The organism is Clostridium pasteurianum (assembly GCF_001705235.1).
GTDB lineage: Bacteria > Bacillota > Clostridia > Clostridiales > Clostridiaceae > Clostridium_S > Clostridium_S pasteurianum_A.
The window spans coordinates 3,442,766-3,467,665 of the sequence record NZ_MCGV01000001.1; the positions used below are offsets into that span (position 1 = coordinate 3,442,766).

Genomic DNA, 24,900 nt, shown 5'->3' on the forward strand with positions numbered 1-24,900 from the left:
GAAGAAAGTATGAAAGCATTATTGTTTATTGAAACAGATGGAGAAAAAGCAATAGGTGGAAGCCTTGAACTCATAAGTGCAGTAAAATCATTAGATGCAGAAGGAACAGCGGTTGTAGTAGGTAACAGGTCTGCAGCAGATACTGTAGCTACTTTTGGAATCCCAGTTATCTTTACAGATGCTGCTGAAGATTGTGATACTTTAACAGAAGTATTGTCACAAACTATTAAGGAACAAAATCCTGATATTGTTTTATTAGCGAATACAGCACTTTCTAGAGATATTGCACCACGTGTTGCGGGACGTATGGATTTAGGATGTGTAAGTGATGTAGTAGGAATGAGTAAGACTGATGATAAGGTTATATATACTAGACCAGCTTATAGTGGTACGATTCTAGAACATATTGAAGTAGAAGGGACATCAATAGTTACAGTTAGAAATGGAAGTTTTTCAAAACCAGAAGCTGCTTCAAAAGCAAGTGTTACAGAGAAAAAAGTAGAAATTTCAGCTAGTGCTGTTAAGGCAAAAATTGTTGATACAGTAAAAGAAATTTCTGAGGCTGTTAATTTAGAAGAAGCACAGGTTATTGTTTCTGGTGGACGAGGAATGGGAAGTGCAGAAAATTTTAAACTTGTTGAAGAATTAGCAGAGGTACTCGGCGGTGTAGTAGGGGCAACAAGACCACCAATTGAGGATGGATGGATTTCTCGTGCACATCAAGTTGGACAATCAGGAAAGATTGTAGCACCAAAACTTTATATTGCATGCGGTATTTCTGGAGCAACACAACATACATCTGGAATGTCAGGTTCTGATTATATAGTAGCAATTAATAAAGATGAAGAAGCTCCAATTTTTGAAATTGCAAATGTGGGTATTGTTGGGAATGTAACAGAAATTCTTCCAGTTATGATTAAAGAAATGAAGAAAGCAAAAGAAAAGGCAGAGTAAAGTTTTTTAGTTACTTAGGTTAGGAATTAAAGCAAAATTTTTAATAGCTATCTTAAAGTTAAATAGGGGAAAAGTTATATGATAAAAATATAAATAGTAGTACCATAAAAAATTAAATGAGGGGATAAAAATGTTATTTTTGAAATTTTTAATAGCAATGTTACCTATTATTTGCCTCATAATTGCATTGAGTGGTTTGAAAATGCCAGCACATAAAGCCACTGCTATTGCACTTGTTATTACAATGTTTTTAGGTATTGTTTTCTGGAAACTGAATTCAGTTTATGCTGCTTCAGCTGTATTGGAAGGTATACTCAATGCCTTGTGGCCAATTTGTTTAGTTATTGTTGCAGCTTTGTTTACGTATAATTTAACTTTGCGTACAGGGGCAATGGAATCTATAAAAAAGATGCTTGCTGGAGTATCTGCTGATAAAAGAGTTTTAACATTAATTATTGGATGGGGATTCGGTAGTTTCATGGAAGGAATGGCAGGTTTCGGCACAGCTGTTGCAATACCAGCATCTATGCTTGCTGGTATTGGATTAAATCCATTTGCAGCAGTTTTATCATGCTTGGTTGCTAATAGTACACCAACTGCGTTTGGATCAGTTGGAATACCTCTGGTAACACTTTCATCCGTAACCGGAGTTTCATCTCATGTATTAGCAGCAAATACAGCAATTATTGAAGTGTTTCTTGCTTTTATCAGTCCGTTTATTATGGTATGCATTGTAGGTGGTGGAATAAAAGCATTAAAGGGAGCATTTACTATTACATTGGTTGCTGCATTATCATTTATAATACCTTGGTATATTACAGCAGTAGCAGTTGGAGCAGAACTTCCCAATATAGTAGGTTCTATCTGCTGTATGGCATGTACAGTTATTGCAGCAAAATTTTTAAATAAAAAACCAGAAGCTGAATATTCAATTATAAATTTAGATAAGAGTGAAGAATCAAATTTATCGGTAACTAAAGAAGAAACATCAGCATCAGTAAATCAGGATAAGGGAGAAACTATATCATTTGGTGAAGCATTACAAGCATGGTGTCCGTTTATTTTAATATTTTTAATGCTGCTGTTTACATCAACTTTATTTCCAGCAATTAATCGTTTGATTGCACCAATTAAAAGTGCTGTAGTTGTATATGCTGGTAAAGGTGGAAGCAAACTTAATTTCAGCTGGGTTAATACACCTGGTATCATAATTTTTGTTGCTGCAATTATTGGAGGTTTTGTTCAAGGTGCAAAAGTGCCAGCGATGATAGATGTACTTTTTGCTACGTTAAAAGGAAACTGGAAAACAATTGTTACAATTTGCTGTGTTATGTCAGTAGCAAAAGTAATGGGTTATAGTGGAATGATTGCAGATATTGCAAGTTTTTTAGTTGTAGCTACAGGAAGAGCATATCCACTTATTTCTCCACTAATTGGAGCTGTTGGAGGATTTGTTACAGGGTCAGGTACATCAACCTGTGTTTTATTTGGAGGATTACAAGCAAAGACTGCTCAAAATCTTGGAATTTCTTCAGCATGGATGGCAGCAGCAAATGTTCTTGGAGGAGGTCTAGGGAAGATGATTTGTCCTCAAAGTATTGCAATTGGTGCAAGTGCAATTAATAAATCTGGTTCGGAAAGTAAAATTTTAGGAAGCGTATTTAAATATTTCCTATGCTACGTAGTTATTGCTGGCATCATATGTTTCTTAGGAACATTATTTATAAAATAAAAAAAGTTGTATTTAGAAAGGAAGTATTAATATGGCTCAGTATAATAAGTTGACAGAAGAAATAATATCAAAATTACAGGAAGCAGCTCCAGGACATATTTTAACAGGTGATGATATAAATCCAGATTATTGCCATGACGAAATGCCTATTTATGGGAAAAAAGATCCTCAAGTTGTATTAATGGCACATTCTACAGAGGAAGTTGCTGCAGTAGTAAAAATATGTAATGAAAATAAGATACCAGTAACTCCAAGAGGGGCAGGAACAGGACTTGTAGGAGGAGCAGTTCCAGTTTTAGGAGGAGTTTTAATTGATATTACAAAGATGAATAAAATACTTTCTTATGATATGGAAAATTTTGTTGTTCATGTACAGGCAGGGGTTTTGTTAAAAGATCTTGCAGAAGATTGTGCCAAACAAGGCTTATTATATGCTCCAGATCCTGGCGAAAAGTCTGCTTGTTTAGGTGGGAATGTTTCAACAAATGCTGGGGGAATGAGAGCTGTTAAATATGGTGCAACACGTGATTATGTACGTGCAATGACAGTTGTTCTTCCAACAGGAGAAATTACTCACTTTGGAGCTACAGTATCAAAAACAAGTTCAGGTTACAGCTTGCTAAATTTAATGATTGGTTCAGAAGGTACTCTTGGAATTATTACAGAACTTACTTTGAAAACTATGCCAGCACCAAAGGTAGTTGCAAGTTTAATTATTCCCTTTGAAAATTTAGATGATTGCATTTCTACTGTTCCTAAATTTAAAATGGAACACATGAATCCAGAAGCATTGGAATTTATGGAAAGAGAAATTGTTTTAGCCAGTGAAAGATATATTGGAAAAAGTGTATTCCCACAGGTAGTTGGGGGAGTAACTGCAAATGCATATTTACTTGTTACCATAGATGCAAATAATGAAGATGAATTAAATGATCTTATTGAACAAGCCAGTGAAATAGTATTAGAGGCTGGAGCAATTGATGTTCTTGTAGCTGATACGCCTGCAAAAATAAAAGATGCATGGGCTGCACGTTCTAGTTTCTTAGATGCAATTATGGCAGAAACAAAATTATTAGATGAATGTGATGTGGTAGTTCCAGTAAATAAAATTGCTTCTTATCTTGCTTTTGTAAATAAAACTGGTAAAGAGTGTGGAATAACTATTAGGAGTTTTGGACACGCAGGAGATGGAAATCTTCACATATATGAATGTAGTAATGATTTAGAAGAAGCAGAATTTAAAGCAAGAGTTAATAAATTCTTTAATATTATTTACAAAGAAGCAACAGAGTGTGGTGGTCTTGTTTCAGGAGAACATGGAATTGGCAGTGGAAAGATGAGCCATTTAGCAGATAGCGTTGGAGAAATAAATATGGAATTAATGAGAGGCATTAAAAAAGTCTTTGATCCAAATTCTATTATGAATCCAGGTAAAGTATGTTTACCATTAGATAATGCCCAATATAGATAAACCGCTTTAACTATTAAAATTTATGTGCACCAAGATGCCCAGAAGATGGCATTTTGGTACAAATAGATTTCAAGTTTTCAGAGGGTTTATCTTTAATGAAACGCAATTAATATACACATATAAGAAAGAGAAAGGTGGAAATTAATATGAATTTTAAACAAGATGAAAATCATGAACAATTACAAGAAATGTATCGTGAGTTCGCAGAAAATGAGGTGAAAAAAATTGCAAAGGAAATTGATGAAAGCATGCGTTTTCCGAAAGAAAATGTAGAAAAAATGGCCGGAATGGGAATGCTTGGAATACCATTTCCGGAAGAATACGGTGGAGCTGGAATGGATACTTTAAGTTATGTACAATGTGTAGAAGAATTATCTAAATGTTGTGCAACAACTGGTGTTATAGTGTCAGCACATACAAGTCTTTGTGCTACCCCAATTTATAAATTTGGTACAGAAGCTCAAAAAGAGAAATACTTAAAACCACTTGCTTCAGGTGAAAAATTAGGTGCTTTTGGACTTACAGAACCTTCTGCTGGAACTGATGCTTCTCTGCAAAAGACTACAGCAGTACTTGAAGGAGATCATTATGTACTAAATGGTAGCAAGATATTTATTACTAATGCAGGATATGCAGATGTATACATTATTTTTGCTATGACAGATAAGAGTAAGGGAACAAAGGGAATTTCAGCATTTATCGTTGAAAAGGATTTCCCCGGTTTTTCTGTTGGAAATCATGAATTAAAGATGGGAATACGTGCATCATCTACATGTGAGTTATTCTTTGATAATTGTATAGTTCCAAAGGAAAATCTTTTAGGAGAAGAAGGAAGAGGCTTTAATCTTGCAATGGCAACTCTTGATGGAGGTCGTGTAGGTATTGCTGCGCAGGCTCTTGGTATTGCAGAAGGTGCAATAGATGAAACTGTTAAATATGTTAAAGAGCGTATTCAATTTGGAAGACCTATTTCAAAATTTCAAAATACACAATTTGAACTTGCAAAGATGCGTGCAAATACAGAAGCGGCAAAACTTTTAGTATATCAAGCTGCATGTGCAGAAGATGATAATGGAAGATTTTCACAGTATGCTGCTATGGCCAAGCTAGTTTCTTCTACAAATGCTAGTGATGTAACAAGACGTTGCTTACAATTATTTGGTGGCTATGGATATACAAGTGATTACCCAATTGAAAGAATGATGCGTGATGCAAAAATAACAGAAATTTATGAAGGAACATCAGAAGTTCAAATGATGGTAATTTCAGGATGGATGGGTGTTAAATAATAGATGTAATTAATTATACAGCAAGTTAGATATAAGAAATGTCCATGAATACTTTTAGTGAAAAGTATTTATGGACATTTCTTATTGAGTTGAAAATCACTGGCTTATGCAAGTGTACAAAATGGCTTTAGCTTTGAACAGAAAAAACCACTATGATAAAATGAAAGCGACTGACAATCGCAAAACAAATAAGTATAAAAGAATATATTGACCTGTTTACGGTTGAGCCAACGAAAGGTAGCAAATAGAACATCCACCCAATACGGTGTTCGTTGTAAAAGTTTTGCGATTGGCGGTTTTTTCAGAGAGCGAGTAGCGCTGACAGTATTATGCACTTATAGGGCTTAATCAAGCCATCAAAATGAATAGTGTTGAAATAAATATTATTTGTTCCTAAAATTAACCAGATACTATATAATGGGATTAGGTTGTAATTGCAGATTTTTAGAAATTAAACTACTATTTAATTAGCCCAAATTTTTTTAAGAGGTTGTTTTATAATGTTTGAAGATTTGTTTGATGAATTAGCGAGAAAATATAGTGAAGACTTTAATTGGTCGTTCATACCTTATACAAATAAGTATTTTATAGAAGAAGCAAAGCGTGAAATAAAAGAAGGGCATCCATTGTATGGAGAAATTATGTACTCAACAATTAAATGTGATTCTAATGATGATGTTATGTATGTAATTAGTGAAGAGAGATATGTTATCATTCATTTAACTTATTCTAAAAATATAGATAATAGTTATCCTCATTTTATTTTATTACCAAATGTTGAAGAGGCATTAATATATATTGAAAATAAATATTTAAAAGAATATATGTAAGTAAAATTAAATTCAATATTGATGTTAGAAGGTGATTAAAATAGGAAACTATACTGAAGTGAAGATAATAGATATGAAATGGCTTTCGGAGGAAGCAAATGAAGCAATTGTATCATTTAAGGTTAGCAATAAGGTATACCAAGCATTTGGATGTCCTGTAGATTTTGAAGTAGGGAACTCTTATAAAGTGGAATTTGGCTTTATCGAAGGAGCAGATGTTCAATGGGATGCAATGTTTAATGAAAATAAAGATAAAATTAAGGATTTAATTATTAAGCCAAGCAGTACATGGTCATATTCTGCTTACGGACAAGTATTGTCAGTTAATCCAGTTATAGTTGACTGTGGTATTGGAGAATTTGATATAGGATACCTTTCAAGAGATGAGAGGTTAATAGGAGAGTATATATTTTTTGATATCTCAAGGTTAGACATATATGAATAGTTAGTTTGCACTTGAAAATAATATTCCAATTGAATTAAATAAATGATAGGAGAAGCGATATTATATGAGAGATACAAGAAAATATGGGAATCAATATTATGCAGAATTATTTACAGTGGATGTAAAAAGTTATGAATATGTACGTTCTGTTGGCATTGATATGATTACAAATAAATATGTGACAGAATTTTCAAAATGTATAATGCGTTCTTTTGTAACTTATAGTAAAAATACATATACAGAGATAGACTATAAAAAGTACTTGGAATATTTGAAGCAGGCTTTGGTGAATGGAAACATATCAAAAGAACGTTATAATGATTTAAAACAGAAAGAAGAGCCTGATATAGCATTAGTAAATAATATAGAAAAATATTATGAAGGAATTGCAAAACAAAATATTCAAGAAATGAAAAAGTGTATATGCATTCCATTAAATCTAAAGATAAGTGAAGAACATATATATAAGAATTATAAAGGTTTTTGTGATAAAAACGATTTTCTTGAATTATATCTTAATCGTTATTCACAAAACCAAGGTTGGTGCGTTAGAATCGTGAAAAATGATGCAGGATACAAATTAAGTGTAATATATAGTGCACATAAATTACCAGACATATACGAGAAAAAGGCTTATATGGAATTTATATTCAAATATAACGCCGATATTCATATTTATAGTGAGTGCGATGTGTATGAAAAGCAGATTGCCAAGTGGGAAAAGGATTATTTAATACATTTCCTTGAGAATGAACATTTTTATGAGTTGCTTGACACCAAGATGATTGTGGATAATTCTAGAAGCATAGGTTGTACGGGACCTTGTGATATTAGGATAAAGTACGGAACAAAAGCAATTTTTTCAAATACTGAAAGGGTAATTCATGGTTATACAGAAAATGATGATAAAAGTGCTTGTGGCATTGATTTTTATGGATTTATTCAGAAATGTTTAAATATAGCAAAGTATCAATCTAAGCTAGTGAATTATAAAAAATAGTGTGAGTGAAGGGAATATCATATGATTGACAGGAAAAGTTTTTTAAAACTTAATTTTCATGGAGATGTGTTTAAGGAAATTAACAATATAATTTCAGATGAAAATGAACGGCTTAAAACAGTTCTGATTTTATCAAGTGAACAAGGTGATTACTATAAGAAGATATTTGATGCTAATTCCAATATTACATTTTGTTCACGAGAAGTGTTTGGCGACATTATTATAGATGATAATCATATTATTATTAAATGGAATTCACATGGACATGAAATAGAATTTTATTTTGAAGAATGTTGGGGAATTATTGAATTAACTATTGATACAGAAGAAGCTGGACTTACCATTAAAGAAATTGAAAAGGCATTTGAAAACTACTATGGAAGACAATTTTATTATAATGTAAGTAGAGAGGAAACAGAATTAACTGGAAATATAAAGTACAGCTATATGCTTGAGATAAGCGAATAAATTATTACATATAGCTAGAATAATTTGAATGGAGAAATTTAAATGGGAATATTTTTTAATCGTAAAAAAGAAAAAAATTATAAGTCAAATATTGCGGTTGGACAACTAAATTTTGAAAATAATATGGATCGTAATGCAGCACTTATAATGATGGATGAAGGAGTGGACATTGATGGTGCTATAAATATTTGTCTTACACAAAAATCATTAGAAGAGGCTATTTTATTATTAAGGCAGGAACATAAAAATGCTAAGTTCACTATGATAGAGGCGCCTGCTGGAATGATGCTAGACAATGTTATTCAGAAGGATTATAAGGCACTCATTATACATGGACTTGCTGATAGGGTATTTACTGTAACGAAGGAAGATTTAATGCCAATTAAAGACTTCGTGGATAGTTTTTGCATTATGTATGCAGCAGTACGAAATAAGATAACAAATGAAAAAGCATATGAACTTATGGCAAATAAAAATGTATATATTCTTGGTAATATGCCCACATCAAGTATGAAGACAGGTGATACGTTTGGTGTTGTAACGATTAAAAGACAAAGACAGGATGGTACTCAGTATGAATCAATAAAAGCATTTTTAACAGAAAAAAATGCAGAGAAATATAACGCTAAAAATGATCCTATTAACGCATATAATATAAAAGAATTATGCAGATTTTGGAATGGTGAATTTGGTATTATTATAGAGCCACATGTTAATTACTGGATAGAGTTCAACGTGCCAAAAATCAAATAATCGTAAATCAGTTGAAAATCAAATTTAATTCTTAATAGTGTATAGTTATTGATTGAAAAGTTAATAATTATGCACTATTTTGTTCTAAACTAAAATATAAATTGACACATTAATGTAATAGATATAAACTAATAATGTACTATTTATGTTCGTATGCGTAAAAAATATTTTGATAATATAAATTTGATTTTTACATATATGCCAGCAGAAGACAATTAAAACTCAACATTTATTGATTTTGAAAAGACATTAAAAATTGCTATCTAATAGCTTTTAAATAAATATTACAAAGGAGAAGATTATGAATATAGATGAAATTATAAAAATTAATCCGAGCTTAAATATCAAAAAAGTGACAGATGAAAGTTTTTTAGAATATGGTAGAGTTCTAAAGGGAATTGACTGCAAGGACATAGTTAAATATGCTGAAACTAATTTAGAAATGTTAGAAAAGGGCACAAAATACACTGCCAGTGTAAAGGAACTGGAGGATTTTCCTATTAAAGATGAGCTTAAAAGTAAAATTTATGGTGGACTTGAAATACAAATAGGAAGCTGTCTTGGTAAAAATAATTCTCTTACTGGCTTTGAATACCACCAAGGTAGTGAAACTGTAATAGCTGTAACTGATCTTATAATAATGGTTGGTAAACTTAGAGATATGAAGGGCAATGATTATGATTCAAGCAATGTTGAAACTTTTTATGTTGAAAAAGGGCAGATTGTTGAAATGTATTCAAATACTCTGCACTATACACCATGCAATTCAGATGAAAAGGGTTTTATAAATCTTGTAGTACTTCTTAAAGGAACAAATACCCCTATAGAAAAAAGTGATAATAAGATATTAACTAAAAAGAATAAATATTTTATTGCACATCCATCTAGAACGGACAAAATAAAAAGTGGTGCATATCCAGGATTTATTGGAGATATACCCACAGTTAAATTGATATAGTATATAATATTTGTAAATGAAAGTATTTAAGAGGCTGCATAGGTTTTGAAAGCAAAATCTATGCAGTTTTTTATATAACAATTTTTACATAATGATATTTAAATACTGGATATGATCTTTGGTATGGAATGTTTACTGCATCATAAGTATGTTGGGTTACAAGAATTTCTCCCATGAAAAGATTTGTTACTATGCAGGAATGGAACATACGTCCCTTTTCATCTTGAAAAAATATAAGATCGCCTGGTTCGAGGTTTTCTGCACTGTTAGTTTCCACACCTTTTGCATATGGTGAATTCTTTTCTGCGTTTACCCTTAGATAATAGTAAAGTGAGTGAGCTGTTGCCCAGCATAATGACCAGGTATCTTTTAAAATAGTTGTACCATGTCTATACCACCAGGGTCTTGAAGTGTTAAATTCCATAGCTGCACCACCCGCTAAAAGACACTGTGAAATGAAATTTGAACAATCACCTCCATTATCGTTTATAAGTTTAAAATATCTATAATTAGGGTTGGGATTTAGACCATAGGTAAGTGCATAATTTACAGCGGAACTCCTTGAGTATCTATTTTGTTTTTGAAGGTTTGGTATATTATACATATAAAATTCCTTAAAAGTAATATCATTATATACTATGATACAGGTAAGAAAATGTATATGATTAAGTTAATTTGAGTGTATATAACATTGCATTTTTTAAAAAAGTAATGTAATATAAAGCTATATTGAAAAAGGAAGTGTATTTTTGTGAGTGTGGTTTTTAACTAAGTAAATCAAAATTGAATTCTTAAAAAATTTGAAAAATGCCTATTTAATTAGGTTTATTTCTTGTTGGATTTTTTAAGATGCACTTAGTTAAAAGAAATTCACAGATAAAAACTTATATAATCTATAGGTTTATTTATTTACAGTAAATTTAGGCTATAAGTGAAGGGTTCTTTGCTTATAGTCTTTTTTAATTGGGTTAATCCTAAAAAATCCTTCAAGTAGTGAATTGGAGGAGAAATAAATTGAATAATAAGTCAAAAGAAGCATTAGAATTTTATAAAATAACAAGTGAATTAAAAAAGTTTGCACTATCGGATATTGCAAAGGCTAGAATTGAAAAGCTTGAACCTAAAGTTCAAGAGGAAATGATAAGACTTGAATTAAAGGAAACTACAGAGGCAAGAAGTATTGTAGATATATCTTCAAGCGTACCAATTAACAGTCTTAAAGATATGGGTAGAATTGTATCTAAGGTTGAAAAGGATGTCGTATTATTACCAGAAGAGCTAAAGGCTATAGCTGATTTACTTAAGGATACATCAAAAATTAAAAGATTCTTCAAGGATAAAGAATATGTAGCACCAACAATATCAAGATATGCTTATTCTATCTTTGAATTAGATGGAATAAGAGAGAAAATTGAAAACTGCATAGTTCATGGAAAGGTAGACGATAAGGCTTCTAATAAATTACAGAAGTTAAGAAAGAAAATTTATATATTACAGGATAGAATTAAAAGTAAATTAGACAGCATTTTAAGAAGTGATAAATATAAATCATATATACAGGAAGCAGTGGTAAGTGAGCGTGATGGGAGATATGCCATACCGATAAAAAGCCAGTATAAAAACTTTATGGAGGGGGAAATTCATGACAAATCTCAAAGCGGTTTCACAGTATTTATAGAACCTGCCGAGGTCAAAAAATTGCAAAGTGAGCTTAATGAAAATAAAATTGAAGAGGAAAAGGAAGTGTATAGAATACTTTCAGAGCTTACTGCTGCTATTTATGATAATATAAAAGAATTTAAAATAAATATTGAAATCATGGCAAATTATGATTTTATATTGGCAAAGGGTAAATACAGCAAAGCCATATCAGGAAGAAGCGTAGAGCTTAATACTAGAAATTATATAAATTTAAAACAGGGAAGACATCCTCTTTTGGGTGACAAAGCAGTACCGCTGAATTTTGTTATAGGTGAAGATTATAGAGGACTTGTTATAACAGGACCAAATACAGGTGGAAAAACTGTTACTTTAAAAACAATTGGGCTTCTTACAATGATGGTTCAAGCAGGACTTCATATTCCAACAGCGGATGGTAGTGAGATGGCTATCTTTCAAGATGTTTTTGTTGATATTGGAGATGGTCAAAGTATAGAGCAAAGTTTAAGCACTTTTTCTTCTCATATAAATAACATTATTTCAATTTTATCTTGTGCAGGCAAAAATGATCTGGTTATTATAGATGAGCTTGGTTCGGGAACAGATCCAGGAGAAGGTATGGGAATAGCAGTTGCAGTGCTTGAAGAACTATATGATAAGGGAGCAACTATATGTGCTACAACTCATTATAGCGAAATAAAAGGTTTTGCAGAGAAGCATGAAGGGTTTATAAATGGTTCAATGGGCTTTGATATAAATACTTTAAAACCACTTTATAAATTAACCATAGGAAGAGCAGGGGAAAGCAATGCTTTTCTTATAGCTTTAAGGCTTGGAATGGATAAAAAAATAATTGAAAGGGCACATTTTGTAACCTATAAGGAGAAGAAAAGTTATGTTGATGTAAAAACTCATGAAAAGCGAATCAATGTAGAAGAAAAAGAAGCTCATAAAAGGCAGGTTCGTGAATTTAAAGCATCAATAAAAAAAGAGGAAGGAAGGAAACTTTCTAAAAAAGAACCTGATTTTAAAATAGGTGACTCAGTATATATTTCTTTTATGAAACGAACAGGTATAATTTGTGAGGAAGAAAACAGCAGGGGTGAGTATGGAGTTATGGTAATGAATAGAAAGATTAAAGTAAATAGAAAAAGGCTATCACTTTATATTGATAAAAAGAAATTATACCCAGAGGACTATGATTATGATATTGTATTTAAAAGTAAAGAATATAGAAAAAAGAATAAGCTTATGAGCAAGCATCACGTAGAAGGGATGGTTTTGAAAGAAGAATAGAATTTTTAAATATTAAATAATTGGTGGGAGATTCCACACAAATAGAAACATGTTACTGACACTCAGTTGTAAAAATATGGATTAAAATTTAGGCGAGCAAGTAGTTTTGGTGTAAAGCTACTTGCTCATTTTTACAGTGTACATTTGGTGTTTATAATTTTGAGTTTTAAGGTACTTTATTTATTTTAAGATGGTAAATTTATCAACATATTCTTTTAATTCATTGAAGTATGGCATATCAACATCATACTTTTTTCCACTCTTAAGTACATCATAAAACATTGCTTTCATTTCATCAGTAGCATGAGAAATATGTCCTCTAATCATTAATTGCGCCCCATCAGAACTATACATTTTTTTGAAAAATGGAACTAAAATAAATAGAGGCCAGTAATATTTATTTTGAGGACTTATTTTACTTACATCTATCCCCCGAGCTTTACAAACGTTTAGCCCTTCTCTAATTGAAAGAACTGTATGTTTCATTATATCAGTGCTTTCTGCAAAAGCTTTTCCAGAGCCTGCTTTCATTACACCGCCTAGAAGTCCAGCTGCTTCAGCATAATGGGTCAATATCCAGGATAAAATTTCAGTTGAAACTTCAGGATTCAAATTAGCTTCTTTCATTACTCTTGATATATGTTTTATACGCTCTGTTATTCTTCCGTCTTTTTCCCCAAGCATGGTAGGTGCTTTTTTGCTTCCGAATATTGTACAGTAAATACCATTCTTGTCCATGCCTCCACCCATAATGTGAGGAAAACCAAAAATGTACTGAGAAGGAGATAAATATTTTTCAATTTTATTTGTGTCCTCAAAGAAACTTTCAAAAATTAGAACAGTAGAGGTTCCTACTTTACTTTTAATTTGCTCAAGCACTGTATCTAATTGATTTGATTTTACGGAAACAATGATAAGTTCATAGCCATCATCTTTTGAAAAGTCAGTTACAGCAGAAGGCTTGTATATTATATCTTTTGAATTTTTATTGCCTTTTCTGTAATCAGAGCAGCGAATGCGTATTCCTTTTTCTTTAATTAATGATAATTTTTTTTCACGAACTAAAAGAGTAACATTATTTCCAGCTTCACTTAATTGCCAGGCATAGGTTGTTCCAATAACGCCTGCACCAAATATTAATATGTTCATAGTTTTTCTCCTTATTTATATTTTAAAAGCTGCCTTATTTAATGGGAATATACAAGTATGCATTTTCACCTTCCTTATTTGGTCTAAAATCTTTACCATAAAACTCAAAGGCATAATTATCTATAGGCATAAGATTTTCTTCTGCAAATAATCTTGTGTAAATGCTATTTATAGTACATGGTATATCTTCAATTGTGTTCGGAAGAGTAAATACAGCATATTTATTGCTATTTACTTTTCTCATAACCATATCTTCTGGTATAACATCAATGTTTGATACCGCGACTCCTACTAAATAAGTAAATTCTTCTGTTTTATCAAAATTTTCATTACAAGTATCAAGTCCATATAAGCCGTCATAAACAATATTGCCTTTTATTTTGTATATATTTGGAATAAATTCATTGAAAAGCTTTGGGACTTCTTTTTTACTGTTTTTACCTGTGTATTCCATGCCAACAATATAAAATTCTTTTCTTTCTACAATTTTATACTGTAATTTCAAAGGTTCATTTTTAAATTTTAAATCTTCTTTTGTTAGTTTTACTTTATACAAATTAGACAGATGCACTCCAAGTTTTTTATATTTTTTTGGAGTTATACTATAATAATTTTCAAATGCTCTTGTGAATGCTTCTTGTGAGTTATATGCATATTTAAAAGCAATATCTATAATTGGCATATCTGTTTCAATGAGGTCAATAGCTGCATCTGTAAGTCTTCTTTTACGAATATATTCAAAAATTGTATCTTTGCTTATCACTTTAAAAATTCGTATAAAATGAAATTTAGAAAATCCAGTTTTACTGGCAATATCTGAGGTGCTTATTTCTTCATTAAGGTTGTTTTCAATGAAATTTATTCCTTTTAAAACACTTTCAAAATGGTAAGACAATTTCATGTCCTCCTAATTATATATTTTTGAAAAAAACTTTTTTTGATAATAATTGCTATGTTTTTATAATAATTATAACTTAAGTTTCAAATTTATATGTGCTAAATTTATGGAATTGGGATAACAATATGATTCACAAATGAGTAGTGAAACGTCATATATATAAAGTGTAGAGATAATTTTAATTTTAGGGACAAACTACCTGAAAGATTGAAATTGTTAATATAAAATTTTAAATTTGCTATTTACAAAAGTGTAAAGGAGTAGTTTACCATGGCTAAAATTGTTCCTTCTATAATTCATAGAGGAAATCCTGTTGGGGTTTTATATAGAAATCCTAACTTAGGTCATAGCGCATGTAACCAAAGTGATAGATGTTTATATTCAAATAATCAAGGTGCGTGCTATTGTGTTCATAATGGAGTTTTTTATGCTGCTTTGTATAGAAAAGATGGAGTATACCACTATCGTAGAAGCATAAATCCAACACATGGTACTCTTGTTCAGGTGATTTTAAGACATTGGAGATTTAAAGCGGGAACAACCACACCTTGCCTTGAAAACCTTGCAATTGGTATGATTGCAGAAATAAGAAGAACTCAGCCTATACCAAGTCCATATCAGTTAAAGTGTATTTCACATCCTGCAACTTCGGGTTCACTTATTGCCTCAACTGGTACCCCGGTAGGAGTTTTATTTAACGAGGGATCGGGACGTGATATTAAAAATGGAGTTTTTCTATACTGGACAAATGGAGTTAATAGATATTGTAAACTTTACAGTAATGATAAGTCGGTTAGCGTTGTATATGAGCATTGGATTATAGGTGCAAGTGGTAATGGAGTAGCTATTAGGCGTGATATAAAAGAAAGAACAGGTATCCTAGGAGTATTTAAAGTTTCTACAAGTGAAAATATTCCTACACCATGTAGTTAAAATAATTTTTGTGAGGGGTAGAGCGAATAAAACTCTACTCCTTTAATTCATCACAACAATATGATTTAATTATATGTATTATTTTATTTATTATAAAATTAAAAAATATTCATTATATTGTAAGATAAACATTTAAATGATAAAATATAGTTGTATTCTTGGAGTATAATGGATAATAAAACATGTAAAATGTAAAAAAATGTATTTTAATGATAATATGATATATACATTATAGAGGTGGTTTGGTTATGAATGAAATAGAGATATTAATTAGTGCTCTGGAAATGAGTCCAGAAAATTCTGTTTTGAGGAAGCATGTAGCACAGTTACAGTTTGAAAATAATTTGTTTGAAGATTCATATGAAAATTTTTGCATACTAATTAAAACTGCATATAGAGATTGTGAAGTTATAGAAGGACAAATTAAATGCTTAGTTGAACTTAAGAGATTTAGTGAGGCAAAGGAGCTAGTAGAGGAAGAATTGCAGAATAGACCAGATTGGGCAAATGGATATGTGCTGCTTTCAAAATGTTTGTTTTATGATCAGCAATATAAATACGCTGCTCAAAGTTATGAAAAAGCAATTTCTATTGATTCTGAATTAGCTGAAGATGAATTTTATGATAAAATTAAAGAATTTATGCCTAAAGAAAAATTAAAATTATCAGAAGAACCATCTCAAGAGATATATGAAGATTTTCAGAATTATACAAGCATTTCTAATGAGAATAGAGTTACATTTGAAGATGTAGGTGGTATGGAAAAGGCTAAAGAAAGCATAAATATAAACATAATATTGCCATTAAATAACCCTGAATTTTTTAAGGCTTATGGAAAAACTGCGGGTGGTGGAATACTTTTATATGGTCCTCCGGGATGTGGAAAAACTTTTATGGCGCAAGCTACAGCAGGGGAGTGTAATGCTAATTTCACTAACATATCAATAACTGATATATTGGATATGTATATTGGAGAAAGTGAGAGAAACTTACACAATATTTTTGAAAATGCTAGAAGAAATAAGCCTGCGGTTATTTTTATAGATGAAATAGATGCCATAGGTGGTAAACGTCAATATTCTAGCAGCAATACTGGCCGCTCACTTACAAATCAATTACTTGTTGAAATGGATAGCACTCAAAGTAGTAATAAAGATTTGCTTGTAATAGGAGCAACAAATACACCATGGCAGGTTGATTCTGCTTTAAGGCGTCCAGGAAGATTTGATAGAATTATATTTATTCAGCCGCCAGATTTTAAGGCTAGAGTTGAAATATTGAAGCTTTATTTAAAGGACAAGCCATGTAACGATATAAATTATGAGGTTGTAGCTAAAAAATTAGTAAAGTATTCTGGTGCTGATATAAAAGCTATTTGTGATGTTGCAAGTGAAGCTGTAATTAAAGTAGCAATGAAGAAAGGAAAAATTGTGCCTATTACAACAAGAGATTTAAATAAGGCTGCAGATCAAGTAAAACCATCAACAATAGAATGGCTTAATACTGCTAAAAATTATGCAACCTACAGTAATCAAAGTGGGATATATGATGAGATATTAGAATATTTAAAAACAGCAGATGAGAAGTAATCATAAAATGAATATTTGAATGATAAAATGTAGTTGTATTTTTGAAATGTGGTGGATAATAGAAGTATGGAAAATATAAATGATAATAATAAACAAGCGAAAAATATAGAGAAAAGAATGATTTTTTTATACGATGCTGATAAAGATGAGCTTGCAATAAAGGAAGCAGAAAAATTGCTTGAATATAAACCTAATAATTATAAGGCATTGATGATTATTGCTATAAGCTATGAATATATGAGACAATATGATAGAGCAGCAAGTGCGGCACTAGAATTGCTGAGGGTTTATCCTGAAAGTTCACTTGCATATGGAATATGTGGTCATATTTTTTTAAATAAGGGCGAGTATAAAAAAACTATTGATTATTGTAAAAAGTCCATGGAATTAGATCCTTATGATGCGTTCTTTGGTTACTATACTATGTCTTTTGCTTTGTCGGAAATTGGCGGAAGAGCAAATTTATGCGAGGCTGCAAATTTAATAGATAAAGCTTTAGAAATTGAACCGGATAATGTAGAATTTCATGTGGCTGCATGTGGAATTTATATGGATATAGGTGAGTATCACAAAGCTAAGGAGGAGGGAGAAAAAGCCCTTCAGATAAATCCAAATTCCGCTAAAGCACATCTAAATTATGGATCTTTATTAGTATATTTCGGATATCTCAATGAAAGTTTAGAGCATTCTTATATGTCTCTTCAATTGGATCCTGATGAAAAACATGAACGAGCACAAAAAAATATAGATGCGGCAAAAGGCTTTCTACAAGAACCGCAAAAATATTATGATTACTTAGAAAAAATATTTTTTGATAGAGATTCTAAGTATGAAAATAGTTCCGAATGTTTTGCTTTGTTAGTGGGAATTTTTATTAGAGATAAAAAATATCTTAATGCATTAAAGGTGCTTAAGAGATACCTAAAAATAAAGCCAAATGCTGTGGATGAACATATTAAATATGCAAAAATGCTTTATGATGAAGGTGCATTAGTTGAAGTGCTGGATTATATTAAGGAATTAAAGAAAATAAATCCAAAAGAAGAAAAATTAGATGAATATATAAAAAATATATCTAATGAAATGTAGTTGTATTTTTGAAATGTGGTGGATAATAAAAGTATGAAAAATATAAATGATAATAATAAACAAATGGAAAATATCAAAAAAAGAATAGCTTTTTTATTTGAGGCTAAAAAATATGAGCTTGCAATAAAGGAATCAGAAAAATTGCTTGAATATGAACCTGATAATTATAATGCATTGGTGTATATTGCCTCATGCTATAGCAATATGGAAAAATATGATAGAGCCCAAAGTGCAGCATTAGAACTTTTGAGAGCTTATCCTGAAAGTTCAGTGGCATATGGAGTATGTGGCCGTGTTTTTTTTGATAAGGGTGAGTATAGAAAATCTATTGGTTATTGCAGAAAATCTATAGAATTAGATCCTTATGATGCATTTATTTACTATATGATGTCTTTTGCTTTTAAAAAAGTTGGTGGAAGAACAAATTTATGTAAGGCTGCCGAATTAATAAATAAAGCTTTAGAAATTGAACCCGATGATGCGGAGTTTCATTTGCATTCATGTGGAATTTATGTACATATAGGTGAGTATCACAAAGCTAAGGAGGAGGGAGAAAAAGCCCTTCAGATAAATCCTAATTCCTCTAGAGCACATCTAAATTATGGACTTGCATTAATATATTTGGGATATCTGAATGAAAGTTTAGAGCATTTACATATAGCTCTTAAATTGAACCCTAATGATAAACAAGCACTACAAAGTATAGATGTGGTAAATGACTACATAAAAGATTCACAAAAATATTATGACTTTCTAGAACAAAGATTTTTTGAAAGAGATTCAAAGTATGAAAATAGTTCAAAAGCTTTTGTTATATTAGTGGAAATTTATATTATGAAGGAAAAATATTTTGATGCATTAAGGGTGCTTAAGAGATATTTAAGAATAATGCCGCATGCTGTAGATGAACATATTAATTATGCAAGAATGCTTTATGATAAAGGTGCATTAGCTGAAGCATTACATTATATTAAGGCATTAAAGAAACGGAATCCAAAGGAGGAAAAACTAGATGAATATATAAAAAATATATCTACTGAAATGAAAAAAAATAGAATAAAGGAAATTCACTTTTGTACGGAAAAGATGGGCATTTGCAGAAAGATAAGAATGCTAGGCCTAAAAAGGTAAATATGTTTTTAAAATTGATATATTATAAACATAAACCATTCTACAAAATGAGGACATAATTATAGGCATAAAGCGATTAAGAGATAGTTCAAGGGGGATGTTTTAATTGAAAACAATTGGACTAATTGGAGGAATGAGCTGGGAATCATCACTGGAATATTATAAAATCATAAATGAAACTGTTAAGTCAAAACTAGGAGATCTTCATTCTGCAAAGTGTATAATGTATTCTGTGGATTTTGAAGAAATAGAGCTTTTACAGCATCAGGAAAAGTGGAAGGAATTAACGGGTATTATGGTTGCTGCGGCTAAAGCACTTAAAAGCGCAGGGGCTGATTTTATTGTAATATGTACTAATACTATGCATAAAATGGCAGAAGATATAGAAAAGAAAGCCGGAATAAAGGTCTTACATATAGCAGAAGTTACTGGAGAAAAAATAATTGAAAAGGGACTTAAAAAGGTTGGACTTCTTGGAACTAAATTTACTATGGAGCAGGATTTTTATAAGAAGGTGCTAAAGGACAAGTTCAATATTGATGTAATCATTCCAGAGGAAGATGATAGAAAAGTTGTTCATAAAATTATTTATGAAGAGCTTTGCAAAGGTATTTTAAAGGATACTTCAAGAGAGAAATATAAAGAAATAATAGATAAATTAAAAGACAAGGGCGCTGAAGGAGTAGTGCTTGGATGTACAGAAATACCATTATTAATAAAGCAAAAGGATGTTTCAATTCCTGTTTTTGATACGACGACAATACACGGGGTTTCTGCTGTTGAATTTGCAATTGCTCAGTAATAGTGTTTTGGAATATTAAGTAAAATTATTTCTGGTATAATGTAGTATATAAATATTTTGAAAATTTACCAATGGAGGCAAAGTACTATGTTAGATAAAGAGTATTCATTATGTTATGCAGAAATGCAAGATATAGATAACTGGATTAAGATGATTGAAGTTGTTAAAGACAATTTTCCAGGACTTGAAACAACTAAAAAAATGAATGAGTATAAAAAAACTGTTATTAAAAATATAGAAAAAAAAACAGCACTTTGTGTGAAGTTCAGTAATGAAATTGTTGGCATTATGCTGTTTTCTTATAATTATAGGTGTCTTTCTTGTATGGCGGTACATCCGGACCATAGAAGAAAAGGTGTAGCTTCCGCAATGATAGAGAAAATGCTAGAATTATTTCCTAGAGATGTAGATATATCTGTTATAACATATAGGGAAAATGATGTGAAAGGAACTGCGCCTAGAGCATTATACAAGAAATATGGATTTGAGGAAGCTGAGCTTGTAGTCGAATTTGAATACCCTGAGCAGAAGTTTATAAGGAGGGCAAAAAATGAAGATTGTACAAATTAATCCACATACAGAAGATGCGTTAAAAATGATGGAGGAATTATCAGAAGCCTTAGAAAAAATAACAGGTAATAGTGGAAAAGGTTCTTTTAATGTCGATGATATTTCTGATCCTCGAGCTATATTTGTACTAGCATATAGCGATGATAAAGAGCCTATTGGCTGCGGAGCTATACGTCCTATTGATGAAAATACTGCTGAAGTTAAAAGGATGTATGCCAAGAATAAGACTAAGGGTATTGGAACTAAAATTTTGTGTTACCTAGAGGAGCAAGCACAAAAACTAGGTTATTCAAGACTTTGTCTTGAAACTCGATTGATAAATGAAAAGGCAGTAGCATTTTATGAGAAGCGAGGCTATAAGCGTATATCTAATTATGGTAAATATGCTAATAGACCTGAGGCAGTTTGTTTTGCCAAGGTATTATTGTAATAATTTAGAGAGGTGAATGCGTATGGTTTCTTTGATAGTAGCAGCGGTTTTTATTGTTTGTGGCTTTATTTTAATGAGGTTTCCGCCTAAAGATATAAATGGTATATATGGATATAGGACATCTTTTTCGATGAAAAGTCAGGATACCTGGGATACGGCACAAAAGTATGGTGGATTTAGCATGATAATAACTGGAATTGCCAACGGTATTTTTGGGGTATGGGCAATTATTCAGCCAATAATTGTTAATGACATAGTTGGGCAAATGATATTTTTATTAATAGGTGTTGTAGCTATGTTTGTTATTGATGAAAAATATCTACATAAAATTTTTAACAAGGATGGGAGTAGAAGGAAGTGAAGGAACAATGCTTCGTCGCGTTAAAAAAATCCTATAAATCTTATCATAAATGGGCTTTGCCCAAGCCTCTTATATGATAACATTTATAGGATTTTTTTAAATCGTTCCTTCAGCATTGTTCCTTAACTTTCTACGGTAGTGCAAGGGAAAAATTCCTCCGTACCTACGGAATTTTGGCGTGAACCTTTTTAGTGTATTATTAAAAAAATAATCCTTTAGTATCCCTTGATAATTTCTTTGATGTTACTTATATTATACGCTCTTCAATAGCACATATAGTTGCAGTGATACAAATAACATATTCTAAAATGACAGCATCAGTAAGGCTATATAAAAGTGGAAAACAAAATAGAATAAAGCCTGTTCAACTAGGAGTGAACAGGCAAAGTGTAGAAAATGTGAATAACTTTTTTAAAATTAAGACAATATGGTATCATAAAGAGGACTAGTATTTAGTTCAAGAATCACATGGGCTAACAGCCCAACCCCCTATAGGATTATATATGAAACAAATATCCTACAGCATTTAGTACAAGTACTATGCCTAAAAATCTAATGGGGGTTCTTGGAAGAGTGCCATCCTTTTTAAAGATTAATACAGCAAGTTTTCCTATAAAAATATTCAAAAGAATTCCTACGATTAACATGATTACATATAAAGTAGTCGTTAAATTCATTTTAAATCCCTCCTATGCTCTTTCTGTTTTTATTTTAATATTTAATAAGGTATAAGAGATTGAAAGACCTACAATTCCTATAGAAGCGAGAACAATTATTGAAGTTATCTCAGAGCTTAGTGCTGCGTTATTAAAGATAATATCTGAAATTGAATTTAGGACCCAGGACTCTGGAGTGAATTTTGAAAGTGTAAGGATAACCTTAGAGGAAACTTCATCCAGTGGAAAAAAGGAGCCGCCTAGCATTCCGGTTAAGGCCATTAGTATTGAGCCTAGTATTGTTAGTGTTTGCTGCTTTTTTATAAAAGGAACGAATATCATTACGATTCCAGTTATGGCAAATAGATAAATTGCAAATATAGCAGCTTCTGCGCTTAAATTTTGTGCAAAGGTTATATTAAAAGCGTATTTTCCTATTGTTAAAGTCACTATGAGTAAGATGAGACTGAATATATAAGTTGAAGCTATTTTTGATATCAGGTATTTAGAGTAACTAATAGGGGTACTTAGTATTCTGCTAAAGGTATCATTTTCTTTTTCTTCAATTAAAGTTCTAAAGCCTTGAATTATAACGAACCAAAGAAACATTGCAAGAAAACCTATTAGACTTGTAGTTGCTGTGTTTTGATTCATGGAATTACCCTTATCATTTATGGAAATATTCGAATTAACTTTTAGTTTCTTTAGTAAATCCTTTGATACGGTATCTTTAGATATATTTAGGGCACCAGAAATATTTTTAGAATCTATGGCTGCTTTTTTTAGTGTGTTCGTTTCACCGAGCACGGCTTCTTTAACTATGGCACTTTCTGAGCTTGGATAATTTTCAACCATTTTTACATTTAGTCTTTTATCATTAAAAAGATCATTTTGAAAATTTTTATCTATTATTAAAGCTTCAGGGACACTATTGGTATCAACCTTTTCACTTACAGTGGCTTCTGAGGCTGAAATAAGGTTTAGGTCATTGTTGTTTTTTAGCATGCTTATAAGTTCACTAGAATAAGGAGTTTTATCTAAATCGGCATAATATAGATTTATTTTATTATTAGTACTGGCACTTGAAAAAACGTAAGTTAATGCAATAGGTACTAAAATAACGAAGAACATAGCAATTCTATTATTAAACAGCAGCTTTAATTGTTTTTTTATCATTCTTAACATTTTCGTTATCTCCTTTTTCTATTAATTTTGTTGAGTTTTTTGCACTATAAAAGTGCAGTGCAATTATGAGAAATATTAAGCCTAAACCTAAAAGTTCTATAAGATCTACATAGTTAGAGCTAAAATTACTGCCTTCACATACTCTTAAATAACAATTTATTGCCTTACCATTAGGAACTATTTGCTGAATTTTTTGCATAGCTCCTGGAAGAGCAGTTTTTTGAATAATACTTCCGCCCAAAACACTTAAGCCCCAAAGAATAAGAGAAGCATAACTTGATATAGATGTTTGATTTTTGGAGACTGTGCTAGCACAAAACACTATAGAACCTACAGTAAAACCGTAACAGATAGTTATTATAAAAAGATACAGTGGGTTCCCTAAACTTGCGCCAAATATTAAATGACAGGCGGTTAATATTATAAACATTTGTACAGTAATGGCTAAAATCATTCCAAATATTTTACCAAGAGCATATTGAATATCCTTAGTAGGAGTTGTTTTTATTCTAAATTGTGTATTGTTTAATTTATCTTCAACTATGCCGTGAGCAAGTTCAAGAGCGGTTAATATTGAGAACATTACAGCGATGCCAATTGTACAGTAGGTCATTACGCTAGTAGGTTTAATATCTTTATTTGTTGATGTAGTAGAAATATCAGAGGAATAATCTGTATTTTGAATTTTACTAATAATAGATTGCAAATTATGAGTTTTAAGGGGAGCATTTGAAAGCACTTCATTTTCTTCAATTCTTATGGTGTTTATACTTTGATTGAATTCATTTAAAATATTTTTTACAATCATTTTGTCTATGATGCTGCTATTGTCAGCAATTAATGAAATATTGGTTTCTGTATTGTCTAAATAAGCTTTAGTAAAGTTCTTTGGAACATACACGAAGGCTGCTATTTTTTTATCTTTAACCATTTTTTCACCCTCGCTGTAGCTATTTACTTTTATGATAGAAAAATAAGTTTTTGCATCCTTGGAGTCTAAAACATCATTTTTAAGAGTTTCTCCAAGAGAGAAGTTTTGATTGTTCTCTGTAACAGTAGAATCTTCGCTGCATATGCCGACCTGAAATTTTGAAACAGGTTTAGTGGAATCTTGACTTCCAAAAGCAGTACCTAAAATTAGGACTATAGCAATTGGAAAGAGTATTAATTTTATATAAAATACTTTAGTTTTTGAAAGTAACTTTAAATCTAGTGAAATTAGTTTCAATAATCTAATCACGATAATTCCTCC

Annotated in this window: 26 protein-coding genes; 20 read left to right on the forward strand and 6 right to left on the reverse strand. The window is 31.1% G+C overall.

Features of this window, described 5'->3' with window-relative positions:
- The first annotated feature begins 9 nt into the window (after positions 1-9).
- The 10 genes from BEE63_RS15435 to BEE63_RS15480 all read left to right on the forward strand — a co-directional run bounded on the left by BEE63_RS15435 (position 10) and on the right by BEE63_RS15480 (position 9,900).
- Complete coding sequence (locus BEE63_RS15435) at positions 10-954, forward strand: electron transfer flavoprotein subunit alpha/FixB family protein (protein WP_066022239.1); 945 nt, start codon at positions 10-12, stop codon at positions 952-954.
- A gap of 130 nt (positions 955-1,084) precedes the next feature.
- Positions 1,085-2,686, forward strand: a complete 1,602-nt coding sequence (locus BEE63_RS15440; protein WP_066022240.1) for an L-lactate permease — start codon at positions 1,085-1,087, stop codon at positions 2,684-2,686.
- Between the two features lie 31 nt (positions 2,687-2,717).
- Entirely contained in the window at positions 2,718-4,157 is a 1,440-nt protein-coding gene (locus BEE63_RS15445; protein ID WP_066022241.1) for an FAD-binding oxidoreductase, read from the forward strand.
- A gap of 146 nt (positions 4,158-4,303) precedes the next feature.
- Positions 4,304-5,446, forward strand: coding sequence for an acyl-CoA dehydrogenase (locus BEE63_RS15450; protein WP_066022242.1), 1,143 nt, complete (start codon positions 4,304-4,306; stop codon positions 5,444-5,446).
- Between the two features lie 500 nt (positions 5,447-5,946).
- Complete coding sequence (locus tag BEE63_RS15455; protein ID WP_066022243.1) at positions 5,947-6,276, forward strand: hypothetical protein; 330 nt, start codon at positions 5,947-5,949, stop codon at positions 6,274-6,276.
- Positions 6,277-6,307: 31 nt separating this feature from the next.
- Positions 6,308-6,721 (forward strand): hypothetical protein, encoded by a 414-nt coding sequence (locus tag BEE63_RS15460; RefSeq protein ID WP_066022244.1) that lies wholly within the window; start codon positions 6,308-6,310, stop codon positions 6,719-6,721.
- 64 nt (positions 6,722-6,785) lie between these two features.
- Positions 6,786-7,721, forward strand: a complete 936-nt coding sequence (locus BEE63_RS15465) for a hypothetical protein (RefSeq protein ID WP_066022245.1) — start codon at positions 6,786-6,788, stop codon at positions 7,719-7,721.
- A 21-nt stretch (positions 7,722-7,742) separates the two neighbouring features.
- Positions 7,743-8,189, forward strand: coding sequence for a hypothetical protein (locus BEE63_RS15470; protein ID WP_066022246.1), 447 nt, complete (start codon positions 7,743-7,745; stop codon positions 8,187-8,189).
- A 42-nt stretch (positions 8,190-8,231) separates the two neighbouring features.
- Complete coding sequence (locus BEE63_RS15475; RefSeq protein ID WP_081312571.1) at positions 8,232-8,942, forward strand: hypothetical protein; 711 nt, start codon at positions 8,232-8,234, stop codon at positions 8,940-8,942.
- A gap of 301 nt (positions 8,943-9,243) precedes the next feature.
- A complete protein-coding gene (locus BEE63_RS15480) occupies positions 9,244-9,900 on the forward strand; it encodes a DUF4867 family protein (protein ID WP_066022247.1) in 657 nt (218 codons plus the stop codon).
- Between the two features lie 70 nt (positions 9,901-9,970).
- Here the strand turns inward: BEE63_RS15480 and BEE63_RS15485 are convergent, their stop codons facing one another.
- A complete protein-coding gene (locus tag BEE63_RS15485) occupies positions 9,971-10,504 on the reverse strand; it encodes an amidase domain-containing protein (RefSeq protein ID WP_066022248.1) in 534 nt (177 codons plus the stop codon).
- Between the two features lie 410 nt (positions 10,505-10,914).
- On the opposite strand from BEE63_RS15485, the gene BEE63_RS15490 reads away from it, so the two are divergent.
- Complete coding sequence (locus tag BEE63_RS15490; protein ID WP_066022249.1) at positions 10,915-12,855, forward strand: endonuclease MutS2; 1,941 nt, start codon at positions 10,915-10,917, stop codon at positions 12,853-12,855.
- A gap of 180 nt (positions 12,856-13,035) precedes the next feature.
- Here the strand turns inward: BEE63_RS15490 and BEE63_RS15495 are convergent, their stop codons facing one another.
- Together BEE63_RS15495 and BEE63_RS15500 are read right to left on the reverse strand one after the other, a co-directional pair.
- A complete protein-coding gene (locus BEE63_RS15495; protein WP_066022250.1) occupies positions 13,036-14,004 on the reverse strand; it encodes a ketopantoate reductase family protein in 969 nt (322 codons plus the stop codon).
- 34 nt (positions 14,005-14,038) lie between these two features.
- Entirely contained in the window at positions 14,039-14,899 is an 861-nt protein-coding gene (locus BEE63_RS15500; RefSeq protein ID WP_066022251.1) for an effector binding domain-containing protein, read from the reverse strand.
- A gap of 273 nt (positions 14,900-15,172) precedes the next feature.
- Here BEE63_RS15500 and BEE63_RS15505 point away from each other — a divergent pair, with 273 nt between their 5' ends.
- From BEE63_RS15505 to BEE63_RS21770, 9 genes are all read left to right on the forward strand, one after another.
- Positions 15,173-15,835, forward strand: coding sequence for a hypothetical protein (locus BEE63_RS15505; protein ID WP_066022252.1), 663 nt, complete (start codon positions 15,173-15,175; stop codon positions 15,833-15,835).
- A 248-nt stretch (positions 15,836-16,083) separates the two neighbouring features.
- Entirely contained in the window at positions 16,084-17,424 is a 1,341-nt protein-coding gene (locus tag BEE63_RS15510) for an ATP-binding protein (RefSeq protein ID WP_066022253.1), read from the forward strand.
- A 66-nt stretch (positions 17,425-17,490) separates the two neighbouring features.
- Complete coding sequence (locus tag BEE63_RS15515; RefSeq protein WP_066022254.1) at positions 17,491-18,513, forward strand: tetratricopeptide repeat protein; 1,023 nt, start codon at positions 17,491-17,493, stop codon at positions 18,511-18,513.
- Positions 18,514-18,546: 33 nt separating this feature from the next.
- Positions 18,547-19,644 carry a tetratricopeptide repeat protein gene (locus tag BEE63_RS15520; protein WP_066022255.1) on the forward strand — a complete coding sequence of 366 codons (1,098 nt, stop codon included), beginning with the start codon at positions 18,547-18,549 and terminating at the stop codon, positions 19,642-19,644.
- Between the two features lie 106 nt (positions 19,645-19,750).
- Complete coding sequence (locus BEE63_RS15525; RefSeq protein WP_066022256.1) at positions 19,751-20,446, forward strand: aspartate/glutamate racemase family protein; 696 nt, start codon at positions 19,751-19,753, stop codon at positions 20,444-20,446.
- A gap of 87 nt (positions 20,447-20,533) precedes the next feature.
- Entirely contained in the window at positions 20,534-21,016 is a 483-nt protein-coding gene (locus BEE63_RS15530) for a GNAT family N-acetyltransferase (RefSeq protein WP_066022257.1), read from the forward strand.
- Positions 20,997-21,446, forward strand: a complete 450-nt coding sequence (locus tag BEE63_RS15535; protein WP_066022258.1) for a GNAT family N-acetyltransferase — start codon at positions 20,997-20,999, stop codon at positions 21,444-21,446. The genes BEE63_RS15530 and BEE63_RS15535 overlap by 20 nt, the downstream gene beginning before the upstream one ends.
- A gap of 22 nt (positions 21,447-21,468) precedes the next feature.
- Positions 21,469-21,807, forward strand: a complete 339-nt coding sequence (locus tag BEE63_RS15540; protein ID WP_066022259.1) for an SdpI family protein — start codon at positions 21,469-21,471, stop codon at positions 21,805-21,807.
- Between the two features lie 284 nt (positions 21,808-22,091).
- A complete protein-coding gene (locus BEE63_RS21770) occupies positions 22,092-22,256 on the forward strand; it encodes a hypothetical protein (RefSeq protein WP_175400856.1) in 165 nt (54 codons plus the stop codon).
- Between the two features lie 48 nt (positions 22,257-22,304).
- Here BEE63_RS21770 and BEE63_RS15545 read toward each other — a convergent pair whose 3' ends face one another.
- Genes BEE63_RS15545 through BEE63_RS15555 form a run of 3 tightly spaced genes read right to left on the reverse strand, consistent with a single transcriptional unit; the run spans position 22,305 to position 24,888 of the window.
- Positions 22,305-22,484, reverse strand: coding sequence for a hypothetical protein (locus BEE63_RS15545; RefSeq protein ID WP_066022260.1), 180 nt, complete (start codon positions 22,482-22,484; stop codon positions 22,305-22,307).
- A gap of 12 nt (positions 22,485-22,496) precedes the next feature.
- Positions 22,497-23,648 carry an ABC transporter permease gene (locus BEE63_RS15550; RefSeq protein ID WP_066022261.1) on the reverse strand — a complete coding sequence of 384 codons (1,152 nt, stop codon included), beginning with the start codon at positions 23,646-23,648 and terminating at the stop codon, positions 22,497-22,499.
- Positions 23,608-24,888: an ABC transporter permease gene (locus tag BEE63_RS15555; protein WP_066022262.1), complete on the reverse strand. Its 1,281-nt coding sequence runs from the start codon at positions 24,886-24,888 to the stop codon at positions 23,608-23,610. Before BEE63_RS15555 ends, BEE63_RS15550 begins: the two co-directional genes overlap by 41 nt.
- Positions 24,889-24,900 lie beyond the last annotated feature (12 nt).

Bases quoted from the DNA above. Each gene is read 5' to 3' on its own strand.
- BEE63_RS15440 (WP_066022240.1), top strand. From the start codon at position 1,085: ATGTTATTTTTGAAATTTTTAATAGCAATGTTACCTATTATTTGCCTC.
- BEE63_RS15540 (WP_066022259.1), top strand. From the start codon at position 21,469: ATGGTTTCTTTGATAGTAGCAGCGGTTTTTATTGTTTGTGGCTTTATT.
- BEE63_RS15530 (WP_066022257.1), top strand. From the start codon at position 20,534: ATGTTAGATAAAGAGTATTCATTATGTTATGCAGAAATGCAAGATATA.
- BEE63_RS15495 (WP_066022250.1), bottom strand. From the start codon at position 14,004: ATGAACATATTAATATTTGGTGCAGGCGTTATTGGAACAACCTATGCC.
- BEE63_RS15450 (WP_066022242.1), top strand. From the start codon at position 4,304: ATGAATTTTAAACAAGATGAAAATCATGAACAATTACAAGAAATGTAT.
- BEE63_RS15485 (WP_066022248.1), bottom strand. From the start codon at position 10,504: ATGTATAATATACCAAACCTTCAAAAACAAAATAGATACTCAAGGAGT.
- BEE63_RS15535 (WP_066022258.1), top strand. From the start codon at position 20,997: ATGAAGATTGTACAAATTAATCCACATACAGAAGATGCGTTAAAAATG.
- BEE63_RS15545 (WP_066022260.1), bottom strand. From the start codon at position 22,484: ATGAATTTAACGACTACTTTATATGTAATCATGTTAATCGTAGGAATT.
- BEE63_RS15510 (WP_066022253.1), top strand. From the start codon at position 16,084: ATGAATGAAATAGAGATATTAATTAGTGCTCTGGAAATGAGTCCAGAA.
- BEE63_RS15550 (WP_066022261.1), bottom strand. From the start codon at position 23,648: ATGTTAAGAATGATAAAAAAACAATTAAAGCTGCTGTTTAATAATAGA.
- BEE63_RS15470 (WP_066022246.1), top strand. From the start codon at position 7,743: ATGATTGACAGGAAAAGTTTTTTAAAACTTAATTTTCATGGAGATGTG.
- BEE63_RS15435 (WP_066022239.1), top strand. From the start codon at position 10: ATGAAAGCATTATTGTTTATTGAAACAGATGGAGAAAAAGCAATAGGT.
- BEE63_RS15505 (WP_066022252.1), top strand. From the start codon at position 15,173: ATGGCTAAAATTGTTCCTTCTATAATTCATAGAGGAAATCCTGTTGGG.
- BEE63_RS15455 (WP_066022243.1), top strand. From the start codon at position 5,947: ATGTTTGAAGATTTGTTTGATGAATTAGCGAGAAAATATAGTGAAGAC.
- BEE63_RS15515 (WP_066022254.1), top strand. From the start codon at position 17,491: ATGGAAAATATAAATGATAATAATAAACAAGCGAAAAATATAGAGAAA.
- BEE63_RS15465 (WP_066022245.1), top strand. From the start codon at position 6,786: ATGAGAGATACAAGAAAATATGGGAATCAATATTATGCAGAATTATTT.
- BEE63_RS15520 (WP_066022255.1), top strand. From the start codon at position 18,547: ATGAAAAATATAAATGATAATAATAAACAAATGGAAAATATCAAAAAA.
- BEE63_RS15480 (WP_066022247.1), top strand. From the start codon at position 9,244: ATGAATATAGATGAAATTATAAAAATTAATCCGAGCTTAAATATCAAA.
- BEE63_RS15475 (WP_081312571.1), top strand. From the start codon at position 8,232: ATGGGAATATTTTTTAATCGTAAAAAAGAAAAAAATTATAAGTCAAAT.
- BEE63_RS15445 (WP_066022241.1), top strand. From the start codon at position 2,718: ATGGCTCAGTATAATAAGTTGACAGAAGAAATAATATCAAAATTACAG.